We start from the raw sequence: 24,394 nt of genomic DNA, 5'->3' as shown, positions 1-24,394 counted from the left end.
GCGAGTACGGGGCTGGGCGGATCGGGCCTTTCACGTACGGGAGTCGGACCGGTCGGTTCGCGGTGAGGTCAGCCGCGTGGCCGGTCACCCAGAAGCAACGAGCCCGCGATGGCGTTCCGTTGGATCTCGGAGGACCCGGTGAGGATCCGGAACATCCGCAACTGCCGGAACAGCAGCTCCACTTCGCAGCCGCGGACGAGTCCGGCCTTGCCGTGGATCTGGACGGCCTCGTCGGCGATGCGGAAGGCGTTCTCGGCGACGAAGAGCTTGCACATGAACGCCTCCGTGCGCGGCTCGGCGCCGGCGTCCAGGGCGGCCAGCGCGTCGTACGTCATGGAGCGCGCCGCGTAGTAGGCGGCTGCCATGTCGGCGAGCTTGTGCTGAATGGACTGAAGGGCGCCGAGCGGGGCGCCGAAGACCTGCCGGGTGCGGGCGAATTCGACGCTGAGGGCGAGGGCGCGGCGGGCGCCACCGAGGGCGGTCGGGCAGTGCAGGAGGCGGTTGGTGGTGACGCGGCCCAGACCGATGCGCAGACCGTCGCCGACGTCGCCGAGAAGCTGCCCGGGGCCGACGTGGCAGTCGTCGAGGACGATGTCGCTCTCGATGTGCTCGCCGGACATCGGGGTCTCGCCCGCCTCGACGGTGACGCCGGGCGCGTCGAGGTCGACGAGGAACGCGGAGAACCTCGGCCTGCCCGGCGGGGTGCCGTCCTCGGGCTCCGGCTCGGCCATGCGCGCGATGAGGACGGAGAAGTCGGCGAAGGGTCCCGCGGAGGAGAACACCTTGTGGCCGGTGATGCGCCAGCCCTCGCCGTCCGGCGTTGCGGTGGTGCGCATGGCGCGCACGTCGGAACCCGCGTCGGTCTCGGTGAGCGAGAAGCAGCAGGCGCGCTCGCCGCGGATGACCGGCAGCAGATACGTCCTCAACTGCTCGTCGGTGGCGTACTGGAGGATGGAGCCGGCCCGCAGCGGCCCGCCCATGTCGCCGAGCACGCTGTGCTGGAGCACCCGCCCGGAGGCGCCCACCTCCTCCTTCAGGGCGGCGAGTTCGGTGAAGGTCAGGCCCTGGCCGCCGTGCTCTTCAGGCAGATGGATGCCGTAGAACCCGAGCTCGCGGCTGCGCCTCCAGACGGGTTCGAGGACGGAGCGGGTGTAGACGGACTCGTGGGTCAGGCCCAAGTCGGCTTCGTAGGCGGCGAGTTCACCGTCGAGGTACTCGCGCAGCCGGCCGACGAGATCGGCCAGGCGGGGATGGTCGTCGTAGGCGGGGGTCAGGGAGAAAGGCATGGGTGGTCGGGCTCCGGGGTGTAGGTCAGTGGACGTTGCGGGCGCTGCCGGCCCAGTAGCCGTCGCGTACGGCGCGGCGGTCGGTCTTGCCGTTGCGGTTGGCGGGGAGGGAGTCCACGAAGTCGACCGACCTGGGCTTCTTGATACGGGCCAGTCGCTCGGCGCAGAACGCGATGAGTTCGCCCTCGGACAGCGCGGCGCCCTCGCGCCGTACGACGACCGCCTTGACGGCCTCGCCCCACTCCTCGTCCGGCACACCCACCACGCACGCCTCGGCGACGGCCGGGTGCTCGTAGAGCGCGGCTTCGACCTCGCTGCAGTAGATGTTGAAACCGCCGGAAATGATCATGTCCTTCTTGCGGTCGACGATGAACAGGTAGCCGTCCTCGCGCAGGTAGCCGATGTCGCCGGTGTGCACCCAGCCGTCGCGGAAGGTCTCGGCGGACAGCTCCGGCTCTTTCCAGTACGCGCGCACGCAGTCCGGCCCGCGCGCCACGATCTCACCGAGGCTCCCGGCCGGTACGGGCTTGCCGTTGTCGTCGACGACCCGTACCTCCGTGTCGAAGACGGGCCGCCCGCACGACATCAGCAGGTCGGGGTCGGTGCTGACACCGGCCGCCACGTCCTCGGGGGTCAGCACGGTGATGCCGCTGGTCGTCTCCCCGAGTCCGTACCCCTGCATGAGGACGGGCCCGAATGCCTCGACCGCCTGGCGCAGCCGCTGCGGTGACACCGGCGCGCCGCCGACGCGCACGGAGGTGAGGGACGTCAGGTCGTGCCCGGCGAGGTCCGGGTGGGCCAGCACCATGTTCAGCATGGTGGGCACGAGGAAGGTCGTCGTGATCCGCTCGGCCTCGACGGTGCGCAGGAACAACTCCGCGTCCCACTTGGGCAGTACGACGACGGTCGAGCCCCGGGACAGGGACGCGAGCAGTCCCATGCCGGTGGCGTGCGTGATGGGTCCGGCGGCGAGATAGCGCTCGGCCGTGGAGGGGGCGCCTCCCGGGGTCATCAGGAGCTTGCGCATGTTGGCGATCCGGTTGCCCTGGGTCTGTACGGCGGCCTTGAGCTTGCCGGTGGTGCCGGAGGTGAAGTTCAGTACGGCGGGATCGTCCTCGCTCACGTCGACGGCGACGGGCTCGGAGGCCGTGCCGTCGGCCAGCAGATCGCTGTAATGCGTGACACCTTCGACGGCGTCGTCGTAGTCGACTACCAGGCAGTCGGCGCCGGTGCGGGCGACGGCACGGCGAGCGATCTCGGCGTGCGCGGTGTCGGTGAACAGGACGCGTACGGCGGAGTAGCCGAGGATGTGCTCGACCTCCTCGGCGGCGAGGCGCGAGTTGATCGGTACGCGCAGGAAGCCGCCCTTGCACAGGGCCATCTCCGTCTCGACGAGCTGCCCGCAGTTGCCCGCGAAGGTCGCGACGGCCTGCCCCGGCCGAATGCCGTGCATGAGCAGAGCGGATGCGAGTCGGTTGGTGGACTCCTCCAACTCCCGGTAGTTCCACCGCTGTTCCGCGCAGACCAGAGCCTCATGGTCGGGCCAGAACGTGCTGCTGCGGCTGAGGTAGCTGCCCAGATTCACTGACGGATCACATCCCTCTCGGCACTCATTCGATCGGCAGTTATTTGCCATGATGACCAATGCTGGACAGCGTGTCCAGAAACTGCCTGGGTGTCAATGGGGGTGTAATCTGCGATCCGATCAGGACTGTGAGGAGGGCCGATGCCGCCAGAGGTGGGGGACCGCCGCGTACGACGCAGCCGACGTCTGCTCAGGGACGCGCTGGTGTCACTGGTGCTGGAACGGGGCTACGCGGACATCAAGGTCGAGGACATCACCGAGCGTGCCGACCTGGGGCGCGCGACGTTCTACAGCCACTACACGGACAAGGGCGACCTGCTCGGCCAGGTCGTGACCGACCTCCAGGACGAGCTGGACCGCCGGCTCCGGCCGCTCGTGCCCGCCGACGAGCAGGGCTTCACCGGCAAACCGATCCTGGAGATGTTCCGCCACGCCGACGAGGAGCGAGACGCCTACCGGGTCGTGCTGCGCGGCGAGGGCGACGGGCGGGCGCTGCGCCAGCTCGTGGAGGCACGGACACGCGCGGCCGCCGCGGTGTTCAGCGCCCGCGCCGAACACTTCGGGGTGACACCCCGCATCGACGTCGAGGTGCTCGCCCGCGCCTGGGTCGGCGAGCAGATCTCCGTACTCCAGTGGTGGCTGGAGACCGATCCGCGCCCGCTCTCACCCGAGGCGGTCACCGAGATGCTTCTCGACCTGTCGCTGAAGGGTCGGTACTGGGCGAACGGGTTCGAGGGGCGACCGCCGGCAGTCGGTCCTTCCGCTTGAAGAGGTGTCACTTCTGAAGAGGTGTCACTTCCGCGTGGGTCGTCGAGTCGGCAGCCAGGTCTCGATGACCGCCGCCAGCTCATCGCGACCGGTGAAGACGTGTCCGTTCATGCCGATGGCCTGCGCGGCGCGTACGTTCTCCTCGCGGTCGTCGACGAAGAGGAAGTCGGTCGGGGCGGCCCGCATGGCGACGACGCAGTGCTGGAAGGCTGTAGGGGCCGGCTTCGCCGCTTTGATCTTTCCGGACAAGGCGACGTGGTCCAGACGGTGCAGCCAGGGCTGTGCGGCGAGGAAGGCGTCCGCGTGGTCCGAGGGGATGTTGGACAGTACGGCGACCTCGGCGACGTCCCGGAGGGACTGGGCGTAGGCGACCATCCGGCTGTCGACGCGTGACCAGCTGTCGATGTCGGTGATGCGCAGTTCCTCGATGACGTCGGGGTCGACGGGCCGGGACAGCCATCGCAGTACGGCGGTCCAGTACTCGGACGCGGACTGCCGGCCGGCGTCGTAGGGCGGGCGGCAGGCCCAGTAGGCCGTGGTGAAGGCGTCGGTGGGTGCGTGACAGCGGGCGGCCATCTTGTCCAGGGAGCCCGGGCGCTGGTGGCGGGCGATGACCCCGAAGAGGTCGAACAGCACGATGTTGCGGTCGGTGGGCATGGCGAGGGTTCCTCCGGGTTCTGGTGGCCGGGCGGGAGGAGAAGCCTGTGCGGCACGGAGTGAGCCGTGCCGCACAGGCGGTCAGTGGCCGCTGTGTGCCATCTCGCTCGTGCGGCCGGATCGGGTGCGCAGGACTCCGGCGGCCACGGCGGTGATCGCGCACAGCAGGATCAGCAGGACGAAGGCGTGGTTCAGGGCGACGAAGTGGGTCAGCCAGCCGATGACGGCCGGGCCCGCGAGCATGCCGACGTAGCCGAGACCGGCGACGCGGGAGACGTTGGCCCCCGCGGCGGAGGGGTCGGCGTGCCCGGCCGCGCTGAACAGCTGCGGGACACAGCCGGACAGCCCCAGACCGAACAGCGCCCACCCCGCGAACGCGGTCCACATCCACGGGGAGACGGTCACGATCGCGATGCCGACGGCAGCCGTCGCCGCGCCGAAACGCAGGATCGCCATGGAACTGAACCGGGCGACGAGGCGGTCGGCGAGCAGTCGGCCGATGGTCATCGTCGCCGCGAAGGTGCCGTACGCGAAGGCGGCGGTGCTCGCGGGTGCGCCGAGGACGTCCTTCAGGTGCAGCGCGCTCCAGTCGTTGGCGGCTCCCTCGCACAGCATGACCATCAGGGCCAGGGCGGCGAGGATCCAGATGCGCCCGCGGGTGCTGCGGCGGTCGGCGGCCGGTGCGTACTCGGCCTCCTTCGCGGAGTCGGGGTCGGAGTCGGTGTCGGTGTCGGCAGCGGTGGGTGCGGCCGGCAGCAGGGCGCGGGCCGACACCAGGGCGATCACGATGCCCAGGGTTCCCATGGCGCCCATGCCCGCGGCCGGGCTCAGGCCCGCGCTCGCCGTGGCCGCACCGACAAGCGCGGCGAGGACGCCGCCGACCGAGAACGTGGCGTGGAAGGCCGACATGACGGGTCGGCCGTACGCCTTCTCCACGTGTACGGCGTGGGCGTTCATGCTCACGTCCAGGCAGCCGTTGCAGAAGCCGAAGACCAGCAGGGCGGCTGCCAGCGTCCACGGTTCACGGGGCAGGCCGGGCAGCACCAGGGCCGCGCTGCACAGCACGGCGGTGGCGGGGACGACCGTGCGCGCGCCGAGACGGTCGGTCAGGCTCCCGGCGACCTGCATCCCGATGAAGGCCCCCAGCCCCAGCAGCACCAGCAGTGCCCCGAGCGTCGCGTGGCTGATGCCCACGCGCTCCTCGATGGCGGGGATGTTCACCACCCAGGTGCCCATCAGAGTCCCGCAGAGGCTGAAGTAGACGAAGGTCGCTACTCGGGCGCCTCGAAGCGAATCGTTCATGGCGACCACGGTAACGAACATGAGCGACGGTTGAATACTGTCGTTTCGAACATATTGCATGTTCGTTTTGGGTGGTGTTCAATCGCCGTATGAGCAACGCAGACCGGCACGGGGCGATCGCGCAGGCCGTCAGGGAGTCGGGAAGGGTCACCGTCCAGGAACTCACCGAACTGACCGGCGCCTCCGAGATGACCATCCGGCGCGACCTCGACGCGCTGGCCGCGCAAGGCGTCCTCGAGCGCGTCCGGGGCGGGGCGCGCACCCTGCTGCTGAGGGGCGAGGAGCCGCCCTTCGCGCTGCGTGCTCACGACGCCGTCGACGCCAAGCGCCGTATCGCGTCCGAGGTGTCCTCGCTCATCGCCGACGGCGAGACCGTCCTCCTCGACAGCGGCACCACCTGCCTGGAGATCGCCCACCTGCTGCGCCGGCGGCCGGTCACGGTGATGCCCCTGTCATTGCAGGCCATCCACGTATTCGGCGAGGGCCCGGGCCCGGCCACGCTGATGGTGCCCGGCGGGCAGCCTCGGGCCGCCGAGGGAGCCCTCACCGGCCCCCTCACCCTCGCGTCCCTCGCGGCACTGCGATTCGACACCGCCGTCATGGGCTGCTGCGGTCTCAGCGCGGCTCAGGGCCTGACCGCCTACGACCTCGACGACGCGGCCGTGAAGAAGGCCGGCATCGCCGCCACGCGCCGCATCATCGTCGCCACCGACGGCAGCAAGCTCGGCCACACCGCCTATGCCTACGTCGGCCCTTCCACACTCCTGCACACCCTCGTCACCGACACCGCGGCGCCCGCCGACGAGGTCGCCGCGCTCGAAGGCACCGGCGTCGTCGTCAAGGCCGTCTGACCGGACCGTCGACCGTCGGTCGTGAGATGTCACCGATCGATGTCCGGCTGGAGCGGAGGGCGACGGCGCGGCGCAGGGCGGCGCGTGCGCCGGCCGCGCGGGAGTTGCCGCAGGGCGACGGTCGGGGTCTGTCCGCTCCGATGAGTATGGGTCGGAAACGTTCGCTGGACCGATCGTAAGGGTGCACCGCACCCTGATCGTGTGTCCGACAACGCTGCCTCTCCCCGTGCGCTGCCGTGGTTCGTGCGTCCCGACGCACGTGCCTGGCGGTGTGAACCCGCGCCCACCGACGTGCGGGTCTTCCACTCCTCGCTGCCCGACCACGCGCCCACCGCACTGACCGAACTCCCGTCGCTCGCAGAGGAGTTGGGGGTCGGCCGGGTGTTCGTCAAGGACGAGTCGTGCCGTCTGGGGCTGCCCGCGTTCAAGGCCCTCGGTGCGTCCTGGGCGGTTCACCGGACCCTTGCCGAGCGGGCGGCGAACGGCGAAGGACAGGGCCCGGTCACCCTGGTGACCGCCACCGACGGCAACCACGGCCGCGCGGTGGCCCGTATGGCGCACCGCCTCGGACAGCGGGCCCACGTGTTCGTCCCCCAGGGCGTGCATCCGCAGGCCGTGGCGGCCATCGTCGCCGAGCAGGCGGAGGTCACCGAGGTCGCAGGGTCGTACGACGAGGCCGTGCGCGTGGCGGCCGAGGCGGCTGCCGCGCCGGACGCGATCCTGGTCCAGGACACCGGGTGGGCGGGCTATGAGCAGATCCCGGGGTGGATCGTCGAGGGTTACTCCACTCTCTGCGCCGAGATCGACGAGCAGTTGGCGGCTGACGGGGTCGTCGACGGCCCCGATCTCGTCTCCGTACCGGTGGGTGTGGGGTCTCTGGCCCAGGCCGTGGTCACCCACTACCGCAGCCGCCCCTCGGAGCGTGCCCCGGCGCTGCTGTCGGTGGAGCCGGAGGCAGCGCCCTGCGTCCTGGAAAGCCTCACCCTCGGGGCACTCGTCAGCGTCACCACGGGGGAGACCATCATGGCCGGGCTGAACTGCGGCACGCCGTCCAGCATCGCCTGGCCCCACCTCAGCGGTGGGCTGGACGCGGCTGTCGCCGTCACGGACGCCGACAGCGCCCGCGCGGCCACCGATCTGGCGGCGGCCGGTGTCGCCTCGGGTCCCTGCGGGGCAGCGTCGCTCGCCGGTCTGCGTGCGGTGCTCACCGGGGTGGGCGCCGAGGAGCGCCGTAGGGCATTGGGGCTCGGACCGTCCTCGGTGGTGGTGCTGCTGAGTACCGAGGGCATCGCTGCCAACCCGCACGCGGGCGCCGATCACTGAACACTGACCACGACACCGGAAGGACGCCCGCCCCCATGCTTCCCGAGGCTTCCACCGATTCCGCCGCTCACGCCGCTCCCGACCTCCTCGACTCCGAGCCGGTCCGCCTGCTGGCCGGGCTGATCTCCATCGACTCCGTCAACCCGGACCTCGTCGCCCTGGAGAACCTCGGCCGGCGCCTCGCGCAGGGCCCGGCGCACCCCCTCCTGGGCACCGGCACCGTGCACGCCTCCGTCATCCACGGCGGCGAGGAACCCTCCGCCTACCCCGCGCGCTGCCGCATCACCCTGGAGCGCCGCACCGTCCCCGGCGAGGACGCCGACAGCGTGGAGCGGGAACTGACCGCCGTTCTCGACGACCTCGCCGCCACGGTCCCCGAGTTCCGCCACCGGCTGACCCGCGGTCTGCACCGCGAACCCTTCGAAGCCGACCGCGGAGCCGCGATCGTGCGCACCCTCACCCGCCACGCCGAACAGTCCCTCGGCCACCCACCCGTGGTGCGCGCCGAGCCCTTCTGGACCGACTGCGCCCTCCTGGACCGTGCCGGCATCCCCTGTCTGCTCTTCGGCGTCGACGGCGAAGGCGCCCACGCGGCAACCGAGTTCGTCGACCTGGCCTCGCTGGACCGTCTCACCGACATCCTCACCGCCACCATCACCGACTTCTGCTCCTGAGCCGCCGTCCGGCGACACGGTTCGAGGTGAAGCGGCCCACACCTACGGTTGATTGCTCCGGTGCATCGGTAGTGTCCGCCCCGACGCACCGGGCCCGCGGCACCGCGGTCCGTGAGGAGGAGGATCAGCATGGCCGATCGTGGGCAGGGGGCCGAGGCGGACGAAGCGTCCGGGTCGGGGTCGCCGGAGGCTCGCCGGGGGAGCGCGCGGGAGACGGTGCGGCTCGCGGTGGTGATCGGTGCGCTCGGCGTGGTCTTCGGCGACATCGGGACGAGCCCGATCTACACCCTCCAGACCGTGTTCAACCCGAGCGACCCGCACCCCGTCCCGGTCAGCACGCAGAACGTGTACGGCGTGGTGTCGCTGGTGTTCTGGTCGGTGATGGTCATCGTCACGGTCACCTATGTGCTGCTGGCGATGCGCGCCGACAACGAGGGCGAGGGCGGCATCATGGCGCTGATCACCCTGGTGCGGCGGTGGAGTTCGCAGCGGGGTCGCAAAGCGGCCGTCGTCCTGGCCGGCCTGGGCATCTTCGGCGCGTCGCTGTTCTTCGGCGACAGCATGATCACCCCGGCGATCTCGGTGCTGTCCGCGGTCGAGGGGCTCAAGGTCGTCGAGCCGTCGCTGGACGGCGCGGTCGTGCCCGTCACCGCGGTGATCATCGTGCTGCTGTTCCTGGTGCAGCGCAGGGGAACCGCGGCGGTGGGCCGGGTGTTCGGGCCGATCATGATCCTGTGGTTCGCGGCCATCGGGGCGTGCGGTGTCGTCGGCATCGCCGACCACCCGTCCATTCTCCGGGCGCTGTGGCCGAGTTACGCCCTGGGCTTCCTGTTCGGTCACTTCGGCACCGCGTTCTTCGCGCTCGCCGCGGTGGTGCTCGCGGTCACCGGCGCGGAGGCTCTCTACGCCGACATGGGGCACTTCGGCCGCCGGGCCATCACCCGTGGCTGGCTGTTCCTCGTCTTCCCCGCCTGCGTCCTCAGCTACTTCGGCCAGGGCGCGCTGATCCTCGACGACCCGGACAACATCAGCAGCCCGTTCTTCCTGCTCGTACCCGAATGGGGACGCTGGCCGATGGTCCTGCTGGCCACGGCGGCCACGGTGATCGCCTCCCAGGCGGTGATCACCGGTGCGTACTCGGTCGCCTCCCAGGCGGCCCAGCTCGGCTATCTCCCGAGGCTGCGGATCGCGCACACCTCCGAGTCCACCATCGGCCAGATCTACGTCCCCTGGATCAACTGGCTGCTGATGGTCTCGGTCCTCACCCTGGTCTTCGCCTTCCGCAGCTCCGCGGCGCTGGCCTTCGCGTTCGGCATGGCGGTCACCGGCACCATCACCATCACCACCCTGCTGTTCTTCTACGTCGCCCGCGCGAAATGGGGCACGCCCGTGTGGCTGATCGCCACCGGCGCGACCCTGTTGCTCACCGTCGACCTGCTGTTCGTGGCGGCCAACCTGACCAAGCTCGTCCACGGCGCGTGGCTGCCGCTGCTGATCGGCCTCACCGCGTTCACCGTCATGACGACCTGGCAGCGCGGCCGCGAAGTCGTCACCGCGGAACGCGCGGAGCACGAAGGTTCCCTGCGCGAGTTCGTCGACGAACTCCGCAGCGGGGAACGGCCGGTGACCCAGGTACCCGGTACGGCGGTCTTCCTCAACCGGGGCAAGCAGACGGCGCCCCTGGCGATGCGGGCCAACGTGGAACGCAACCACGTACGGCACGAGCAGGTGGTGATCCTGTCCATCGAGACCGAGACCGTGCCGCGCGTCCCGGCCGACCGGCGGATCGTCGTCGACGGCCTCGGCTACGCCGACGACGGGATCGTCCACGTCACCGCACGGTACGGCTACATGGAGACACCGGACGTGCCCGGCACGCTCGCGATGCTCGACCCGGCCGACACCGAGGGGCCGTTGCACCTCGACCAGGCGTCCTACTTCCTGTCGACGATCGAACTCCGGCGCGGCCATGCACCGACGATGGCCCCCTGGCGCAAACGGCTGTTCATCGCCACCTCCCACATCACGGCCGACGCCGCCGAGCACTTCGGCCTGCCCCGCGACCGAACCGTCATCATGGGCTGGCACATCGAGGTGTAGACGCGCCCGGCACGGACGGTCGTCGCAGCGCATGCCGACCCGATTCAGTCCCGGCGGACGGTGATCGTCGTCCAGAGTCCGACGTGTACGCGGTCACCGTCCTTCAACGGCACCGGTACGTAGGAGGCGACGGGGTCCTCGGCGCCGTTCACCGTGGTGCCGTTGGTGGAGCCCTTGTCGATGAGGGACCAGGTGAAGTCGGGCTGCTGGACGAGGATGGCGTGTTCGTGGGAGACACCCGGGTCCTCGGGGTGGCTGTCGAGGTCGATGAAAGGGGGCTCGCCCGTGGACCGGTGGCGACGGCCGATCGTGATCACGGTGCGGGTGAGGGGGATATGGAGGTCGGGGGCGTGGGTGGGGACGTAGAGTCCCTGGTCCTCGGGCTCACTGCGGGCCATCACCCTGGCGAAGTGGTCATGGTCGACGCAGACGGTGGCGGTCCAGGTCGGCGAGCTCGCGGGAACCTCGGCGCGGGGGGAGGACTGCGAGGGCGGTGACTGGGGGACGGAGACAGTGCCGGTCCGGGTGACGAAGCTGTAGCGGCACCCCTCACAGAACTGGGCGAGATCCTCGCGGGGCGTGCCGCAGTCGGGGCAGAGTTCGGCGGCGGCCGGGACCGGTGCGCAGGACATGCGGTGGCCGCACACCTCGCACCAGTCGTCGGTTTCGGACGGGTGACCGTTCGGGCAGGTCGACATCTCGCTCTTTCTCTCTTCGCCCCTCTGCGCGCGGCGTGAACTATTTCTTGACACGTACGGTTTTCGTCGAGCGCGTCTCCAACGTCATTTCGTCCGCGTCGGCCACCCGGGCCTTGAGCCGCACGGTGCCGCTCGCCGCGTCGACGACATCCACCACCTTGGCCAGCAGCTTCGAGGTCGCCTCGTTGCCGGAGGCGCCGGCGAGCTGGACGGCGCGGCCCAGCTTGGCGGTCGCGGAGTCGACGTCGCCCTGTTTGCGGGCCTCCAGGCCCTCCTGGATGACCTGGGCGAGTTCGGCCTGCCCGGTGTAGTGGGCGACCTGGGGGTCGATGCGGGTGGAGGCGACCATGTCGTCGGTCCAGCAGGCACGTACGAGTCCTTGGGCGACGGCCTGTGTCGTGCCGTCCGGCTGCGGGACGATGAGAGAGATCCGGCCGGCCAGCATTTCCTCGCCGACTTCTGTGCGGGGGACCTTGACGCAGATGTGGTAGTCACGGGACTCGTCGCCCCAGGAGCCGGTGGGGTAGTCGCCGGCGCGAGGGCCGGCTTCGGTCCGGCGGAGGGTCAGGTCCTCGACCGTGGGGGCGACCTGCTTGACCCACTTGACCTCGGAGCCCTGCGGGGTCCAGACGCGCAGCGCCACATCGGCGACGCTCTTGCCCATCGCGTTCTCCATCATCTGCCGGAAGTCGTCGGCCAGGCCGGAAGGGTCGGCGACGATGTCCACGGAGCCGAGCAGCGCCGAGGCGACATCGGTGAGCTCCTTGACCTCCCAGTCGGTACCGACGCCTCGGGCGTCACAGGTGAAGCGTCCGGCGCAGGCGTCGAGTACGGCCCGTAGCGCACCGGGCGCCTCGTGCTCGTTGCGGCCGTCGGTGAGCAGGATGCCGTGGCGTATCGGAACGTCGGCCGTGCCGAACAGCTCGTCGGCGAGCCACAGCCAACTCCCGATCGCCGTACCGCCGTCCGCCCCCAGCTTGTGCACAGCCCGCTTGGCCTGGTGGCGGGTGGCGAAATCGGCCACGGCCAGTCTGCCGTCGGCGGGGTAGACCTCGTAGGCCGCGTGGGTGCCGGCGATCACGGCGAAGGCCACGCCGTCGCGGATGGTGTCGATCGCGGCGGCGGTCGCGTCGCGGGCGTTCTGCATCTTCGTCGGCGGGTCGTCCATGGAGCCGGAACAGTCGACCATGATGACCACGGCCGCCTCCGGAGCCGTCCCGTACATCCCGGTCGGGCCTTGGGCTCCCAGTGGCAGGCCGCCGAGGGTGCCGCCGCCGGTCGCGGTCACGGTGACGATCGCGTTGACTTCGCGGCCGCCTTCCGGAAGGTACTCGTTCTGGTAGATGTCGACGGCGAACTGCGGCACGTTCGACTTGGCGAAGACAGCCATCGTTTGCGCTCCTTGGCGTGCTTTACGCAGGGTCGGTTGCGGCATGTGTCACACCCACGTCCAGGGGCGGAGGCGATTGGCCCGTTCCACCAGTTCGATCGCCGAGCTGTCCTGCTGGGCGAGCCGGGCCAGCACACGGTAGGAACGCTCCATGCCGAAGCGCAGCCCACGCTCGGTCAGATCGCAGTCGAGCAGTCTGATCCCGGTGGCCTCCGGGCCGGCGCCGGGGCTGCCGGAGAGCACCCAGTCGAGTGCGCTGCCCAGTACTTCGGTGCAGAGCCGTTCGCGCCGGTCGGCGTCGATACCGAGCTCCCGCAACTCCTCCACCTGGGTGGCTGCCGCCCGTAGGTCGTCCAGCAGCGGCTCCAGCGGCGACCGCTCGCGCAGCCGGGAGCGTATCGCCGCCACCCGGGCCGCCGTGAAGTGGATCGAAGCCTCCGGCACCGACTCCAGCGCCGCCACGGCCCCGACCCGGTCGCCTGAGGCCAGCAGTACGCGGGCCAGGCCGAACGCGGCGCTGACATAGCGCTCGTCGGTGGTCCACACCAGCCGGTAGTACGCGGCGGCGTTGTCCACCCGGCCCAGCACCTCGGCGCAGATGCCCAGCGCCAGCTTGGGCGCGGACTCGCCGGGGAAGGCGTCGTACACGGCGTCGAAGGCCGGCGCGGCCGTCTCGTGGTCGCCGGTGGTCAGCGCGACCAGGCCCCGGTGCCACACCACACGCCAGTCGTCGAGGTCGTCGTCCGCCAGCGCTGTCAGCACGTTCGACACGGCCTCGGCGTCGTCCATCTCCAGCCGCGCCCTGAGGTCGCGCAGCCGGATCTCGACGGAGTCCTCGGGCGCCGCCCGCAAGGCCGTGACCAGCTCCGCCGGTGCCGCGGCCGCCAGGCCCGCCAGGAACTTGGCGTTGGCGTCGGTCGGATCCACCAGCGGCACCGGCAGCGCGAGGGCTGCGGCCCGCGCGTCGAGCCGTACGACGGAGAGCGCGTCGTCGGCCCCGGCCGATGCCCCACCCCCCACGCCGCCTGCCACCAGGACCGGCGTCGGGCCGAATCCGGACGCGGCTGCCCCGACCGCCGTGCGCCCGGGCCCAGGTCCGGGCCGGGCGCCGTAGGGCCCCTTCGCCGACCGGCGCAGGGCACCACGCCGTCCCACGGCCGTGTGCGCGCCGAGGGTGGAGGTGTCGCCGGTCAGGGGGTCGACCAACTTGTCCTCGACGACCCGCAGTTCCTGCCCGAAGATGCCGGACAGGGTGGGGCGGGGCTTGCCGGTCTGAAGGGCCACGATCTCGCGGAGGACGCCCAGGAGCTGGTCCGCCATTTCCTGGGCGGAGCCGAAGCGCTTGCCGGGGTCGGGGTCGGTGGCCCGGACGAGGAGCCGGTAGAAGGACTCGTACTGCGAGAAGACAGGGATGTTGCGGGGGTCGGGGAGGCTGTCGACGAAGACGTTCGAGTAGCCCTGGAAGTCGAAGGTGAGGATGGCGAGAGCGCGGGCCACCGTATAGAGGTCGGAGGCGACGGACGGGCCGAACTCGGCGACTTCCGGCGCCTGGTAGCCGATGGTGCCGTAGACCGCCGATTCCTGGTCGTCCATCTGCCGGACCGCGCCCATGTCGATGAGTTCGAGCCAGTCCTCCTGCTGGATGGCGTTGTCGAGCTTGAAGTCGCAGTACAGCAGATGGCGGCTGTGCAGGTGGCCGAGGGCTTCCAGGACCTCGATGGCGTACGCGATGGCCTGCTCGACCGGCAGCGGCTCGCGTCTGCCGTCCGGACCGCGCCGCTCGTCGGCGATCTCCTTCAGGGACTTGCCGCCGACGTACTCCATGACGATGTAGCCGTCGAGCGAGCCCGTGCGCTTGTCGAGATGCTCGACGAAGTTGTAGATGCGGACGATGTTGGGGTGCTTGATCTCGGCGAGGAACCGCCGCTCCGAGACGGCGGCGGCCAGCGCGTCCTCGTCGCCGGTGTCGAGCAGGCCCTTCAGGACCACCCAGCGGTCGTTGACCGCGCGGTCGACAGCGAGGTAGATCCAGCCGAGCCCGCCGTACGCCAGACAGCCCACGACCTCGTACTGGCCGTGCAGGACATCGCCCGCCAGCAGTCTGGGGGTGAAGGAGTACGGCTGGCCGCACTTGGCGCAGAAGCCCTCCGTACGCGCCGGGCGGTCACCGCGGCTGCGACTGACCGGCGCGCCGCAGTCGCTCCTGCCGCAGTACCGGTGCCGCTCGGGGACCTGGGGGTTCCTGAGGACGGAACCGGCCGGGTCGGGACGCGGGACGGGCGGTACGGTCACCAGCCCGGCGCCGAGCCTGCTGCGGGTCGGGCCGGTGCCGTCGGAACGGGAGCCGCGCACGGTCACCGACGGGCCGCCGAAGCTGCCGGTGAGCGTCTGGGACAGTCGCCCGAGCCCGGAGCGGGGCGAGTGGGACGAGGAGCGGGACGAGGATCCAGAGACCGGGGCGAGCCCGCAGACATCGCAGTACAGGTCGCCGCCGCCGACGTCCTCGATGGTCCCGGTGCAGCCCGGGCGTCGGCACTCGCTCATCGTGTCCACCTTGTTCCCCATCGAATGTTGGCCGATCCCGGACACGCGTCAGCCCGTCGGGCGGAACTCGACCAGGCGGCGGCGCAGGCCGATGACGGTGAGGACGGCGACGAGGGCCGCGGCGCCCGAGAGGCCCAGCGGTTCGGACAGCGCACCGCCGGCGCCGGTGGCGGCGGCATCCTCGTAGGCGCCGGTGTTGATGGCGATCACTTTCTGAAGTGCCTTGTCCAACTCGCCGAAGGCCCAGTTGGAATCGCCCGGTTTGTAGCTCACACAGAACGCGATCGCCCCGGTCAGGTCCCCGGAGGAGGCGAGGGCCCGGATGCGGCGGTCGTCCTTTTGGTACACCTGGTAGGCGGCGACGGTGGCCTCGGCCGCCTTGCGCTCGCCGGGGAAGGTGATGTTGCGGAACTCGTCGCCGAAGAAACCGGTGAAGCGCAGGTCCGCCTGCTTGGCCCGGTAGGCGTTCATGGCGGTGGCGGCCCGGGCGTCATAGCTGTCGATGGTGGCTCCGGGCAGATGCATGAGCTGCTGGGTCTTTTCGAAGAAGTGCTGCTGGTGTTCGGCGGCGCGCGGTTGGTCGAGCAGATAGCGGGACTCGTCGGCGTTGGCGTCGTAGGCGGTGGCGCGGGCGCGGGTGAGGGCGACCACGGAGTCGTAGGCGTCGTGGCGGGCGACCCGCAGGTACTCCTGCTGGCCGGAGATCTGCATGCTCGCGGTGATGGAAACGCCGAGCGTGACCAGGACCGCGGCCGCCAGGGCCGGATTCACGATGCGCCGGAACCGGAAGGCGAGGAAGACGTAGAGGACGACGAGCACGGCGAGCAGCAGCATGCCGGCGGCGAGGACCGCGATCCGGGCCGAGGACAGGTCGTCCGTGGTGTTGTCGTAGGTCGTGTTGAAGGCGACGTTGTTCGCCGTGACCAACTGGTCGGCCTGGGGCAGGAGGCGGGTGCGCATCACCTCGGTGGCGGACCGGTAGGCGGCCAGCGTCTCGGCGTCGGTTCTGCCCGCCGGGTGGGCGGCCTGCTTGCTGAGGAGCAGCGCGTGGGCGGCGCCCTCCTCGTATTTGCCGTAGTCGGCGATGGCCTTGGCGACGGACGCCCCGGCGACGGGGTCGCCCTGCGCCGCGACGGAGAGGTCGCGGAGGTAGATGCCGGCCTGGGCACGCCGCTCGTCGTAGATGCGGGCGGCGGTGCGGCGGTCGTCGGCGAGTTCCGGATTGGTGCCGAACATCAGCTGGTTGGCGAGCTGCGCGTCCATGTCGTTGATCGCGAAGTACAGGCCGGTGGCGCTGGTGATCTGGGGTGCCGAATGGTTCCGGATGTCCGACCAGGCGGACCGCGTGAGCAGTCCGGTCAGCACGAGCCCGGCGATGAGCAGTGCCGAGGCGCCGATCGCGGCACCGCGCAGCAGCCTCAGCCACTTCGGGACGGTCGTGGGGAGGCGGCCGCGCAACAGGCTCGGTGGTCTGAGGCGCGGCCGCCGTATCGTGCGAAGCGGCCTGATTGTTCGGCTGTTGGGGGAAACCCGCCGTTCGCGATGTCTCCCCCGGGAGGGCCGGGGGGAGTTGGCCCCCTCGGGAGCGGACGCCTGAGGCGGCGCCGCAGGGCGCTGTTCCGTCACGTTGGTGTCCGGCATTGCGTTTGAGTCCCCTTCGCACTGCGGAGCGGCCTGCGCCGCGCTGTCCGCGAGGGCCACTCTTGCGCCTCGAAGGCGGGACAACCCTGTCTTGTCGCTGCTTTAACGCCGCGTCGTCGAGTTCTTGACGCCATGCTGACGGGGCGGGCGGGATGACGGGCGCAGGGCCCCGGCTGCGTGCGGAAAGCAGTCAGCACGCGTCGCGAACCACACGGCAGACATTGCTCAGAGCCAGTCCCGCCGCTTGAAGATGACGTACAGACTCGTGCACACGACCGCCATCAGCAGGATCGCGAAGGGATACCCGAGCACCCAGTGCAACTCCGGCATATGGTCGAAGTTCATCCCGTAGATCGTCCCGACCAGCGTCGGAGCGAACAGGATCGCCGCCCACGACGAGATCCTCTTGATCTCCTCGTTCTGCTCGAACCCCGCCTCCGCCAACGCCCGCATCTCCGCGTTCTGTTGCTGGTTCACCAGGGTCGCGTTCACCGCGAGGATGTCGGTGAGGGCCTGGCGGAAGGCGTCGACGCGTTCGCTGGTGTGGGTGACGTGGTCGGCGACGTCGCGTAGGTAGCGCTGGAGTTCGTCGTCGGTGCCGTACTTGGCGAAGCCGGCCATCAGGCTGTGCAGCATGCCGACGAGGGGGCGGGTGGCGCGCTGGAACTCGACGACCTCGCGGGAGAGTTCGTAGATACGGCGGGACACCTCGGGTTCGCCGCGGAAGACTTCCGTCTCGATCTCGTCGAGGTCGTTCTGGACCCCGGCGACGACCGGCAGATAGCCGTCGACGACCGCGTCGAGGATGGCGTACAGCACTGCCTCCGGGCCCAGTTTGAGCAGCTCCGGCGTCTCCTCCATGCGGCGGCGGACCGCCGACAGGTCGGGGGCCGCGCCATGGCGGACCGTGATCACGAAGTCGGGGCCGACGAAGACGTGCAGCTCGCCGAAGTCGACCTCCTCGGGCGCGTCGAGATACCTGGCCGCCCGCAGGACGACGAAGAGCGTCTCGCCGTAGCGCTCCAGCTTCGGGCGCTGGTGGGCCTCCAGCGCGTCCTCGACCGCCAGTGGATGCAGGTCGAACTCGGCGGCGAGGGAGAGGAGTTCGCTCTCGGTGGGCCGGGCCAGGCCGATCCACGCCATGCCGGGTTTCTCGCGCAGCTCGCGGTAGGTCTCGGCGAGTGTGGCGGGGGAGGAGACGCGGATGCCGTCCTGGTAGAGGACGGCCTGGACGATGCTCGGCGGCTCGGACGTCTCCGCCGGTGCCGGAGCGGCCGGCGTGGGTTCGGGCGGTGCCCCGGGTGTCACCGGCTGGTTCGGGGCACGGCGCCAGCCGGACTTCCTGGGGTTCTTCGCGGCGATGGCGGCACCTCCCTGCTGGTTGCGGATCTAGCGGAGCGGCTGATCACGAAGCAGGATATGCGGGGGCATACGGCATCGGGGCGGGCGGACCGTAGGTAAATCGGTGAGAGTTGCGGACCGAAGGTGTCCGCAAGCGCAGCTAGCGTGCGGAGCATGACGAAGACGACGACCGCGACGGCCCCCGTGCTCGGCATCCGCGCCCTGAACCGCGCGACCCTCGACCGCCAACTGCTGCTGCGCCGCTCGCCGCTCTCCGCGCAGGCGGCCGTGGAGCATCTCGTCGGCCTCCAGGCGCAGGAGGTCAAGCCGCCGTACCACGCACTCGCCGCCCGGCTCGACGGCTTCACGCCCGAGGAGCTGTCCGGGCTGCTGGAGCGCCGTGAGGCGGTGCGCATCGTCACCATGCGCTCGACGATCCATCTGCACACCGCCGACGACAGCCTCACCCTGCGTCCGCTGGTGCAGCCCGCCCGGGACCGTGAGATCAACTACTTCCGCAAGGGGCTCGTGGGCGTCGACCTCGACCGGCTCGCCGTACTCGCCCGGGAACTCGTCGAGGACACGCCGCGCACCATGAAACAGCTCCGCGAGGCGCTGCACGTCGAGTGGCCGGATGCCGACCCGCAGTCCCTGGCCATCGCCGCCCGCTGCGCACTGCCCCTCGTCCAGGTCACCCCGCGCGGAATGTGGGGCCGAAGCGCCCAGGTCTCCCTGACCACCGCCGAGCACTGGCTGGGCCGCCCGGCCGAGCCCGCCGCGTCCGCCGACGCCGCGGTCCTGCGCTACCTCGGCGCGTTCGGCCCGGCCTCGGTGAAGGACATGCAGACCTGGTCCGGCCTGACCCGGATGCGCCCCGTCTTCGAACGGCTCCGCCCCAGGCTGCTCACCTTCCGGGACGAGAACGGCGTCGAACTCTTCGACCTCCCCGACGCCCCCCGCCCCGACCCCGACACCCCGGCCCCGCCCCGCTTCCTGCCCGAGTTCGACAACCTGCTCCTCTCGCATGCCGACCGCACCCGCGTGATGCCGCCCGCGACCCGTGGCCGCACCTGGCAGGCCAACACGTTCTACTGTCCGCTCCTCGTCGACGGCTTCCTCGCGGGCGTGTGGCGGATCCTCGACGGCGCCCTCGTCATCGAGCCCTTCGCCGAGCTCACCGAGGCCGAGCGCGAGGAGGTGACGCAGGAGGGTGCGCGCATGCTCCAGGTGCTGCACCGGGACGCGTCGTACGACATCCGCTTCGGGACCGTCATCCCGTAGCCCTGAGGGCGGGCGGACATGGATAGGGGGCGTTGCGGGCTGCTCGTGGAAGCCCGCAACGCCCCCTGGTTTCTCACCTGAGGGGTGGCTCAGGAGATCTGGCGGTTACGAGTTGATCTGCTCGGTGACCTCGTCCGAGAAGGTGGTCAGCCGGGTGTAGACACCCGGGTAACCCGCATCCGCGCAGCCCTCGCCCCAGGAAGTGATGCCTGCCAGGACGCCCCCGATGATCAGGGGACCGCCGCTGTCGCCCTGGCAGGTGTCGACGCCGCCGTCTTCATAACCGGCGCAAACCATGTCGGACTGGACGTAGTCCGAACCGTAGGAGCTGCCGCAGCTGGAGTCCGAAACGATCGGGACCGTCGCCGTACGCAGCTGGTTGGAGGAGCTGCCGCCCGAGGAGGTGGTGCCCCAGCCGATGATGCGGGCCGTGGTGCCGGCCGCGTACACATCGGTGTCGTCGGCGGAGACATACGGCGCGGTCGTGTACGACATCGACGTGGCCAGGGTCAGGACGGCCACGTCGTCGCCGTTGGTGGCGTCGGTGTAGTCGGGGTTGACCCAGATGTCGGTGACCCGGCTGACCGTGCCGTTCGTCCCGTTGAGATAGGTGCGGCCGCCCACGACTCTGACGCTGCTGGTGGTCTCGCCGACCATGCAGTGGGCGGCCGTGACGACCTTGGTGGCCGAGACGAGCGTGCCGCCGCAGAACTGGTTCTCGGAGGCGTCCGTGATCTGCATCATGAACGGGTACACGGTCGTCGTGGTCGTCGTACCGCCGACGATGGGCTGCGGGGCGGCGACCGCTGTGGGGGCGGTCAGCAGCGCGGTCGCGGCGGCGGCAGCGGTCGCCGCGACGACGGCGGCGGTCTTCGTGGCACGGTTGAGCCCGAACATGAGTCTCCTCAAGGGGTTGCCGGTGGGGGGACGCGCGGGTGTGGGGGGTTGCCACGGGGGTCTCGGGACCGACCCTCGTATGCCCGAGCGAGCGGCACGCTCATACGCTAGGGCGGCAGCGCCCACCTCCCAATGAGGGAACCCCCTAGGGGAGTTGGGCAGGGAAAACCCTCGGTCGGGCTCAGTAAACCCGTACCGGTGTCACTTCGCGCGGCGTTCTGCCGCCAGTCGGACGATATCCACGCGCGATCGGATCCCCAGCTTGCGGTAGACCCGGGTCAGGGTCGCCTCGACCGTCTTCACGCTGATGAACAGGCGCCCGGCGATCTCCCGGTTGGTCGCGCCCTCCATGACCAGCGCGGCGACCTGACGCTCCATCGAGGCGAGACCCTCCAGGCCGTCGAGCGCGACAGGCGGCTCGGCGGCGGGCTCCGGCGGGCTCACGGCAGCCGCCGCGTCCACCTGCCTGAGCCAGGGGAGCGCGCGGCAGCGGCGGAACAGCCGGGCCGCTTCGTCGTACGACGTCGGCCCCGGCCGCCGGGTGCGCAGCGAGGCCAGCACGAACGCGGCCCGGGCCTCTTCGAGGCCGTAGCCGAGCTTGCCGAGCCGGTCCTGAACCGACGTCAACTGGGCGACGGCGGCGTCGTGTTCACCCCGTGCGGCACGCACCAGGGCCTCCGCCCGGTCCAGTACGGCGAGCACGCTCTCGCGGCCGAGCCGCATCGCCTGTTCGCGGGCGACGTCGATGACGTCCTGCGCCTCGGCCGGCTCGTCGATCCGCACCAGCGCTTCGGCGAGGTCGCCGTGCCAGCGGCCGCGCGCCGGGTCGGTGATGCCGAGCCCCTGCTCCAGTTCCCGCACCCGGCGCAGCGAACGGACCGCCTCGGCCGCGTCCCCGGCGACCAGCTGGGCGTACCCGAGGGCGGCCAGGGCCCGGGAGACATATACCTGGTCGCCGCCCTCCTCGGCGTGCTCCACCGCTTCCCGGGCCAGCGCCAGCGCCCGGTCCACCTCACCGCCCGAGGCCTCCGCGATCGAGGTGAGGACGGCGGAGGCGACCTCGCCGATCCCGGTGTCCCGGGCCAGCCGCAGACCCTCCCGGGCCAGGTCCAGCGCACGGCCGCAGTGCCCGGACCGCAGTTCGGTCTCGGCCACCCCGCGCAGGAAGTGCACCTCGCTCTCGACCGATCCGCGCCGGCGCACCTCGCGCAGCAGGGCGGTGACCGTCGCACGGGCCTCCGCCAGCTGATCGCTCATGATCAGCCAGCGGAACCGGGAGTAGCCGGCTCCGTTGTGATGGCAGGACACCCGCGGGTCCTGGGGTTCCGTCAGCGCGCGCCGGATGGTCGCGGGGGCGTCTGAATGGCCCATCAGGGTCTCGATCTGGGCCTGGAAGGCGAGCGCCATGAGCTCGGTGTACCGGTCGCCGGCCCGCGCGGCCAGGTCCGCCGAGTACGCCGCCTCCCGGCGGGCCTCGTCGAAGTCGCCCTCCACGAGCAGGCCCCGCCAGGCGAGTTGGTAGTGGATCAGGGCGAGCAGCTTGGGGTCGTCGCCCGCGTCGGCGAGGGCCTGCGGGAAGACCGCGTCGACTTCCGTCATGGCGTGGCCCGCCGTGTCGATCACGATGATCCAGGCCCGCACCCGGTCCTCGGGCACGGTCGTCCGGCTGAGCACCTCGCGGGCGATGTCCCGGGCGAGGTCCAGATCGCCGGCGGTGATCGCGTCCTCGGCGGCCGCCAGCCGCAGCACCTCCTGGCCGGGCGCGCCGTCCGCCGGGGTGTGCCGGGCCGCGAGCAGGCCGAGCGAGGCGGCCACGGACGGCGCGCCCCGGTCCCGGGCCAGGGTGGCGGCCTCCGCGAGCCGGGCCGCCACCTCCGGATCGGTGCCGTTCGTCGCCAGGGCCAGATGGCGGGCCCGCTCGATCGGGTCGGAGGCCGCGGTGGACAGCGCGGCATGCGCCGCCCGCCGCTCCTGCGCGGCCGCCTCCGCATACAGCGCGGCCGAGATCAGCGGATGCGCGAACCGTACGGCGGGACCCTCGGTCTCGGTCGCGAGGAGCCCGAGCGCGGCCGCCTGCGCGGTCTCCGCCTCGGCGTTCTCGCGGCCGGCCGCATGCAGCAGGGCCAGCGTCGGGCGGGCGCCGGCGCTGGCCACGAGCAGGGTGTGGCGGACCTCGTCGGAGAGGTTCTCCAGCCGGCTGAGGACGAGGGCCCGCAGCGAGGTCGGCACCGGCAGCGGCTCGCCCGGCCGGGGACGCGCGGGGCTCTCGGCGAGCGCACGGCCCAGTTCGAGGGCGAACAGCGGGTTGCCGCCGCTGGTGCGGTGGATCTCACGGACCGTGGCGCGCGACAGGCCCGGGTAGCCGCGGTGGTCGAGCAGGTCGGACACCTGGGTGCGGGAGAGCGGGTTGACGCGGACGGCCAGGGTGTCCGGTGGGGACGCGCGTAGATGGCGGTCGTACTCCTGGCCCTCCGTGCGGACCGCGCACAGCATCCGCACCGGGGTGTCGCCGAGGCGGCGGGCGGCGAAGCCGAGGAGCTCGGCGCTGGCCGGGTCCAGCCACTGGAGGTCGTCGGCGACGATGAGCACGGGTCCTTCGGCGGCGAGGGCGCGCAGCGCGGACAGCACCGCCAGGCGCAGCGCGAGCCCGTCGCGCTGGAGGGTGGACTCGCCGCGGCCGGTGAGCGCCGACTCCAGCGCGGTGCGCTGGGCGGCGGGCAGCCGGTCGGACACCTCGTCCAGGGCCAGACCGAGCAGGTCGGCGAGGGCGAGGAAGGGGAGGTGGGATTCCGACTCGGTGGCCGAGCAGCGCAACACGGTGCGTGCCGCATCGGCAAATTGCGCGGCCAACGCCCGCAGGAGCGTCGACTTTCCTATTCCGGCGGGGCCGTGCAGCAGCACGCTGCCGCCTCGGCCGAGCTGCTCACGCGCCGCCGTGACCAGCTCCTCCCGGCCGATGACCAGGTCGGGGCGGCTTCTGGCAGGCTCCGTGAAGTCCCGTCGCACGGTCACCGCTCCCCTCCGTGTGTCGTGTCCGGGCCAATATTAGGCAATGGGTCTTTGAAATTCGGACGTGTGGCGAGGTGAGGGAAATAACAGGGGCGTGGAGCATGGGGAAATTCAAAGCGCGGGCGACTGAATAGAAGGATGGTGCAACGATCTGCCCGATCGCCGGACCGGCCCTGCGGACCGGTCCTACGGCAGCAGTCCCGCCCGGCGGGCCGCGACCACCGCCTCCCCGCGGGTGTGCGCACCGAGCTTGCGCATGGCGGACCGCAGATACGACTTGACCGTCTCGGTCCGTACACCGAGTTGTTCCGCGGCGGCCGAGTTCGTGGCGCCCGCGGCGACGCAGGCCAGCACATCCACCTCGCGGGGAGCCAGCTCCACCCCCTCCGTCCGGGCCGGCGGGGTCAGCAGGCCGCACACGTCGAGCAGTTCGGCCCGCAGCGCCGGGTCGGCGATCCGCGGCGCCAGCGCGCGCAGCGCCGCATGGGCCTCGCGCACCTGCTCCCGGACGGCCCCCGCCGCGGAATCCCGGGCCGGCTCGGCGCGCACGGCCGCCGCCAGCACGCCCTGCGCCTGGTCCCGCACGGCCAGCGCCTGCTCCACGTCCCGCGCGGCCTGCATCGCGGCGCCCAGAATGCGGTCGCCGAGCGGCTGGGCCGTGCGCAGGGCGCCGTACAGCACACCGCGCACCCGGCGTCGTACCACCACCGGAACCGCGAGCACCGAGCGCAGCCCCTCCGCGGCGACCGGGATGTCGTACTCGTGGCTGATCTGCCGGGACGAGGAGTAGTCCGTCACCGCGCAGGGGCGGGCCAGCGCGGCCGCCCGGCCACCGAGCCCGTTCCCGGTGGTCACCACGAGCGCGCTCAGCGCGGGCGTCGCGGTGCCGTTGAGTTCGCTGATGCGCACCTGCTGCCGCCCCGGCTCCACGAGGCCGCCGAAGGCGATCGGGAGGCCGGTCGTGCGTCGCAGCCGCACCAGTGCATGGCGTATCTCGGCCGTACCGGCTGCGTCCGCTGTCACCTGCTCGCCCTTTCCCTGCGGCGC

General features: G+C 71.2%; 18 protein-coding genes. 6 read left to right on the top strand and 12 right to left on the bottom strand.

The window, feature by feature from the left end; genetic code table 11:
* Positions 1-68: 68 nt before the first annotated feature.
* Together ACIHFB_RS18170 and ACIHFB_RS18165 are read right to left on the bottom strand one after the other, a co-directional pair.
* Entirely contained in the window at positions 69-1,286 is a 1,218-nt protein-coding gene (locus ACIHFB_RS18170; protein WP_400127310.1) for an acyl-CoA dehydrogenase family protein, read from the bottom strand.
* A gap of 25 nt (positions 1,287-1,311) precedes the next feature.
* Positions 1,312-2,871, bottom strand: coding sequence for a long-chain fatty acid--CoA ligase (locus tag ACIHFB_RS18165; protein ID WP_400127309.1), 1,560 nt, complete (start codon positions 2,869-2,871; stop codon positions 1,312-1,314).
* Between the two features lie 141 nt (positions 2,872-3,012).
* Between ACIHFB_RS18165 and ACIHFB_RS18160 the strand changes: the two genes are divergently transcribed.
* Complete coding sequence (locus tag ACIHFB_RS18160; protein ID WP_365274225.1) at positions 3,013-3,639, top strand: TetR/AcrR family transcriptional regulator; 627 nt, start codon at positions 3,013-3,015, stop codon at positions 3,637-3,639.
* 24 nt (positions 3,640-3,663) lie between these two features.
* Here the strand turns inward: ACIHFB_RS18160 and ACIHFB_RS18155 are convergent, their stop codons facing one another.
* Positions 3,664-4,296, bottom strand: a complete 633-nt coding sequence (locus tag ACIHFB_RS18155; protein WP_400127308.1) for an HAD-IA family hydrolase — start codon at positions 4,294-4,296, stop codon at positions 3,664-3,666.
* 81 nt (positions 4,297-4,377) lie between these two features.
* Positions 4,378-5,598, bottom strand: a complete 1,221-nt coding sequence (locus tag ACIHFB_RS18150; RefSeq protein ID WP_400127307.1) for an MFS transporter — start codon at positions 5,596-5,598, stop codon at positions 4,378-4,380.
* Between the two features lie 89 nt (positions 5,599-5,687).
* Here ACIHFB_RS18150 and ACIHFB_RS18145 point away from each other — a divergent pair, with 89 nt between their 5' ends.
* From ACIHFB_RS18145 to ACIHFB_RS18130, 4 genes are all read left to right on the top strand, one after another.
* Positions 5,688-6,449 carry a DeoR/GlpR family DNA-binding transcription regulator gene (locus ACIHFB_RS18145; RefSeq protein ID WP_365274217.1) on the top strand — a complete coding sequence of 254 codons (762 nt, stop codon included), beginning with the start codon at positions 5,688-5,690 and terminating at the stop codon, positions 6,447-6,449.
* Between the two features lie 201 nt (positions 6,450-6,650).
* Complete coding sequence (locus tag ACIHFB_RS18140; protein WP_400127306.1) at positions 6,651-7,772, top strand: diaminopropionate ammonia-lyase; 1,122 nt, start codon at positions 6,651-6,653, stop codon at positions 7,770-7,772.
* Positions 7,773-7,807: 35 nt separating this feature from the next.
* Positions 7,808-8,446, top strand: coding sequence for a M20/M25/M40 family metallo-hydrolase (locus ACIHFB_RS18135; protein WP_400127305.1), 639 nt, complete (start codon positions 7,808-7,810; stop codon positions 8,444-8,446).
* Positions 8,447-8,575: 129 nt separating this feature from the next.
* A complete protein-coding gene (locus tag ACIHFB_RS18130) occupies positions 8,576-10,546 on the top strand; it encodes a potassium transporter Kup (RefSeq protein WP_400127304.1) in 1,971 nt (656 codons plus the stop codon).
* 44 nt (positions 10,547-10,590) lie between these two features.
* Here ACIHFB_RS18130 and ACIHFB_RS18125 read toward each other — a convergent pair whose 3' ends face one another.
* The 5 genes from ACIHFB_RS18125 to ACIHFB_RS18105 form a co-directional block, all read right to left on the bottom strand.
* Positions 10,591-11,244, bottom strand: coding sequence for an FHA domain-containing protein (locus ACIHFB_RS18125; protein WP_400127303.1), 654 nt, complete (start codon positions 11,242-11,244; stop codon positions 10,591-10,593).
* 40 nt (positions 11,245-11,284) lie between these two features.
* Positions 11,285-12,634, bottom strand: coding sequence for a VWA domain-containing protein (locus ACIHFB_RS18120; protein ID WP_400127302.1), 1,350 nt, complete (start codon positions 12,632-12,634; stop codon positions 11,285-11,287).
* 48 nt (positions 12,635-12,682) lie between these two features.
* The gene (locus ACIHFB_RS18115; RefSeq protein ID WP_400127301.1) at positions 12,683-15,178 is read right to left on the bottom strand and encodes a tetratricopeptide repeat protein; all 2,496 of its coding nucleotides are present in this window, start codon (positions 15,176-15,178) and stop codon (positions 12,683-12,685) included.
* 48 nt (positions 15,179-15,226) lie between these two features.
* Positions 15,227-16,636 carry a hypothetical protein gene (locus ACIHFB_RS18110; RefSeq protein ID WP_400127300.1) on the bottom strand — a complete coding sequence of 470 codons (1,410 nt, stop codon included), beginning with the start codon at positions 16,634-16,636 and terminating at the stop codon, positions 15,227-15,229.
* Positions 16,637-17,044: 408 nt separating this feature from the next.
* Positions 17,045-18,208: a magnesium and cobalt transport protein CorA gene (locus tag ACIHFB_RS18105; protein ID WP_400127557.1), complete on the bottom strand. Its 1,164-nt coding sequence runs from the start codon at positions 18,206-18,208 to the stop codon at positions 17,045-17,047.
* A gap of 126 nt (positions 18,209-18,334) precedes the next feature.
* Here ACIHFB_RS18105 and ACIHFB_RS18100 point away from each other — a divergent pair, with 126 nt between their 5' ends.
* Positions 18,335-19,441 (top strand): winged helix DNA-binding domain-containing protein, encoded by a 1,107-nt coding sequence (locus ACIHFB_RS18100; protein ID WP_400127299.1) that lies wholly within the window; start codon positions 18,335-18,337, stop codon positions 19,439-19,441.
* 105 nt (positions 19,442-19,546) lie between these two features.
* On the opposite strand, the gene ACIHFB_RS18095 is transcribed toward ACIHFB_RS18100, so the two are convergent.
* From ACIHFB_RS18095 to ACIHFB_RS18085, 3 genes are all read right to left on the bottom strand, one after another.
* A complete protein-coding gene (locus ACIHFB_RS18095) occupies positions 19,547-20,338 on the bottom strand; it encodes a serine protease (RefSeq protein WP_365274187.1) in 792 nt (263 codons plus the stop codon).
* A 201-nt stretch (positions 20,339-20,539) separates the two neighbouring features.
* A complete protein-coding gene (locus ACIHFB_RS18090) occupies positions 20,540-23,350 on the bottom strand; it encodes an AAA family ATPase (protein WP_365274184.1) in 2,811 nt (936 codons plus the stop codon).
* A gap of 183 nt (positions 23,351-23,533) precedes the next feature.
* Complete coding sequence (locus ACIHFB_RS18085; protein ID WP_365274181.1) at positions 23,534-24,370, bottom strand: LuxR C-terminal-related transcriptional regulator; 837 nt, start codon at positions 24,368-24,370, stop codon at positions 23,534-23,536.
* Positions 24,371-24,394: the final 24 nt, after the last annotated feature.

Source organism: Streptomyces sp. NPDC051963 (genome assembly GCF_044593495.1).
GTDB lineage: Bacteria > Actinomycetota > Actinomycetes > Streptomycetales > Streptomycetaceae > Streptomyces.
This window is presented reverse-complemented; position numbering and strand designations above follow the sequence as displayed.

What these genes read in the sequence shown, in the direction of transcription:
- ACIHFB_RS18115 (WP_400127301.1), bottom strand. Translation starts at nt 15,178, where the DNA reads ATGAGCGAGTGCCGACGCCCGGGCTGCACCGGGACCATCGAGGACGTC.
- ACIHFB_RS18095 (WP_365274187.1), bottom strand. Translation starts at nt 20,338, where the DNA reads ATGTTCGGGCTCAACCGTGCCACGAAGACCGCCGCCGTCGTCGCGGCG.
- ACIHFB_RS18155 (WP_400127308.1), bottom strand. Translation starts at nt 4,296, where the DNA reads ATGCCCACCGACCGCAACATCGTGCTGTTCGACCTCTTCGGGGTCATC.
- ACIHFB_RS18150 (WP_400127307.1), bottom strand. Translation starts at nt 5,598, where the DNA reads ATGAACGATTCGCTTCGAGGCGCCCGAGTAGCGACCTTCGTCTACTTC.
- ACIHFB_RS18130 (WP_400127304.1), top strand. Translation starts at nt 8,576, where the DNA reads ATGGCCGATCGTGGGCAGGGGGCCGAGGCGGACGAAGCGTCCGGGTCG.
- ACIHFB_RS18120 (WP_400127302.1), bottom strand. Translation starts at nt 12,634, where the DNA reads ATGGCTGTCTTCGCCAAGTCGAACGTGCCGCAGTTCGCCGTCGACATC.
- ACIHFB_RS18135 (WP_400127305.1), top strand. Translation starts at nt 7,808, where the DNA reads ATGCTTCCCGAGGCTTCCACCGATTCCGCCGCTCACGCCGCTCCCGAC.
- ACIHFB_RS18160 (WP_365274225.1), top strand. Translation starts at nt 3,013, where the DNA reads ATGCCGCCAGAGGTGGGGGACCGCCGCGTACGACGCAGCCGACGTCTG.
- ACIHFB_RS18100 (WP_400127299.1), top strand. Translation starts at nt 18,335, where the DNA reads ATGACGAAGACGACGACCGCGACGGCCCCCGTGCTCGGCATCCGCGCC.
- ACIHFB_RS18170 (WP_400127310.1), bottom strand. Translation starts at nt 1,286, where the DNA reads ATGCCTTTCTCCCTGACCCCCGCCTACGACGACCATCCCCGCCTGGCC.
- ACIHFB_RS18145 (WP_365274217.1), top strand. Translation starts at nt 5,688, where the DNA reads ATGAGCAACGCAGACCGGCACGGGGCGATCGCGCAGGCCGTCAGGGAG.
- ACIHFB_RS18125 (WP_400127303.1), bottom strand. Translation starts at nt 11,244, where the DNA reads ATGTCGACCTGCCCGAACGGTCACCCGTCCGAAACCGACGACTGGTGC.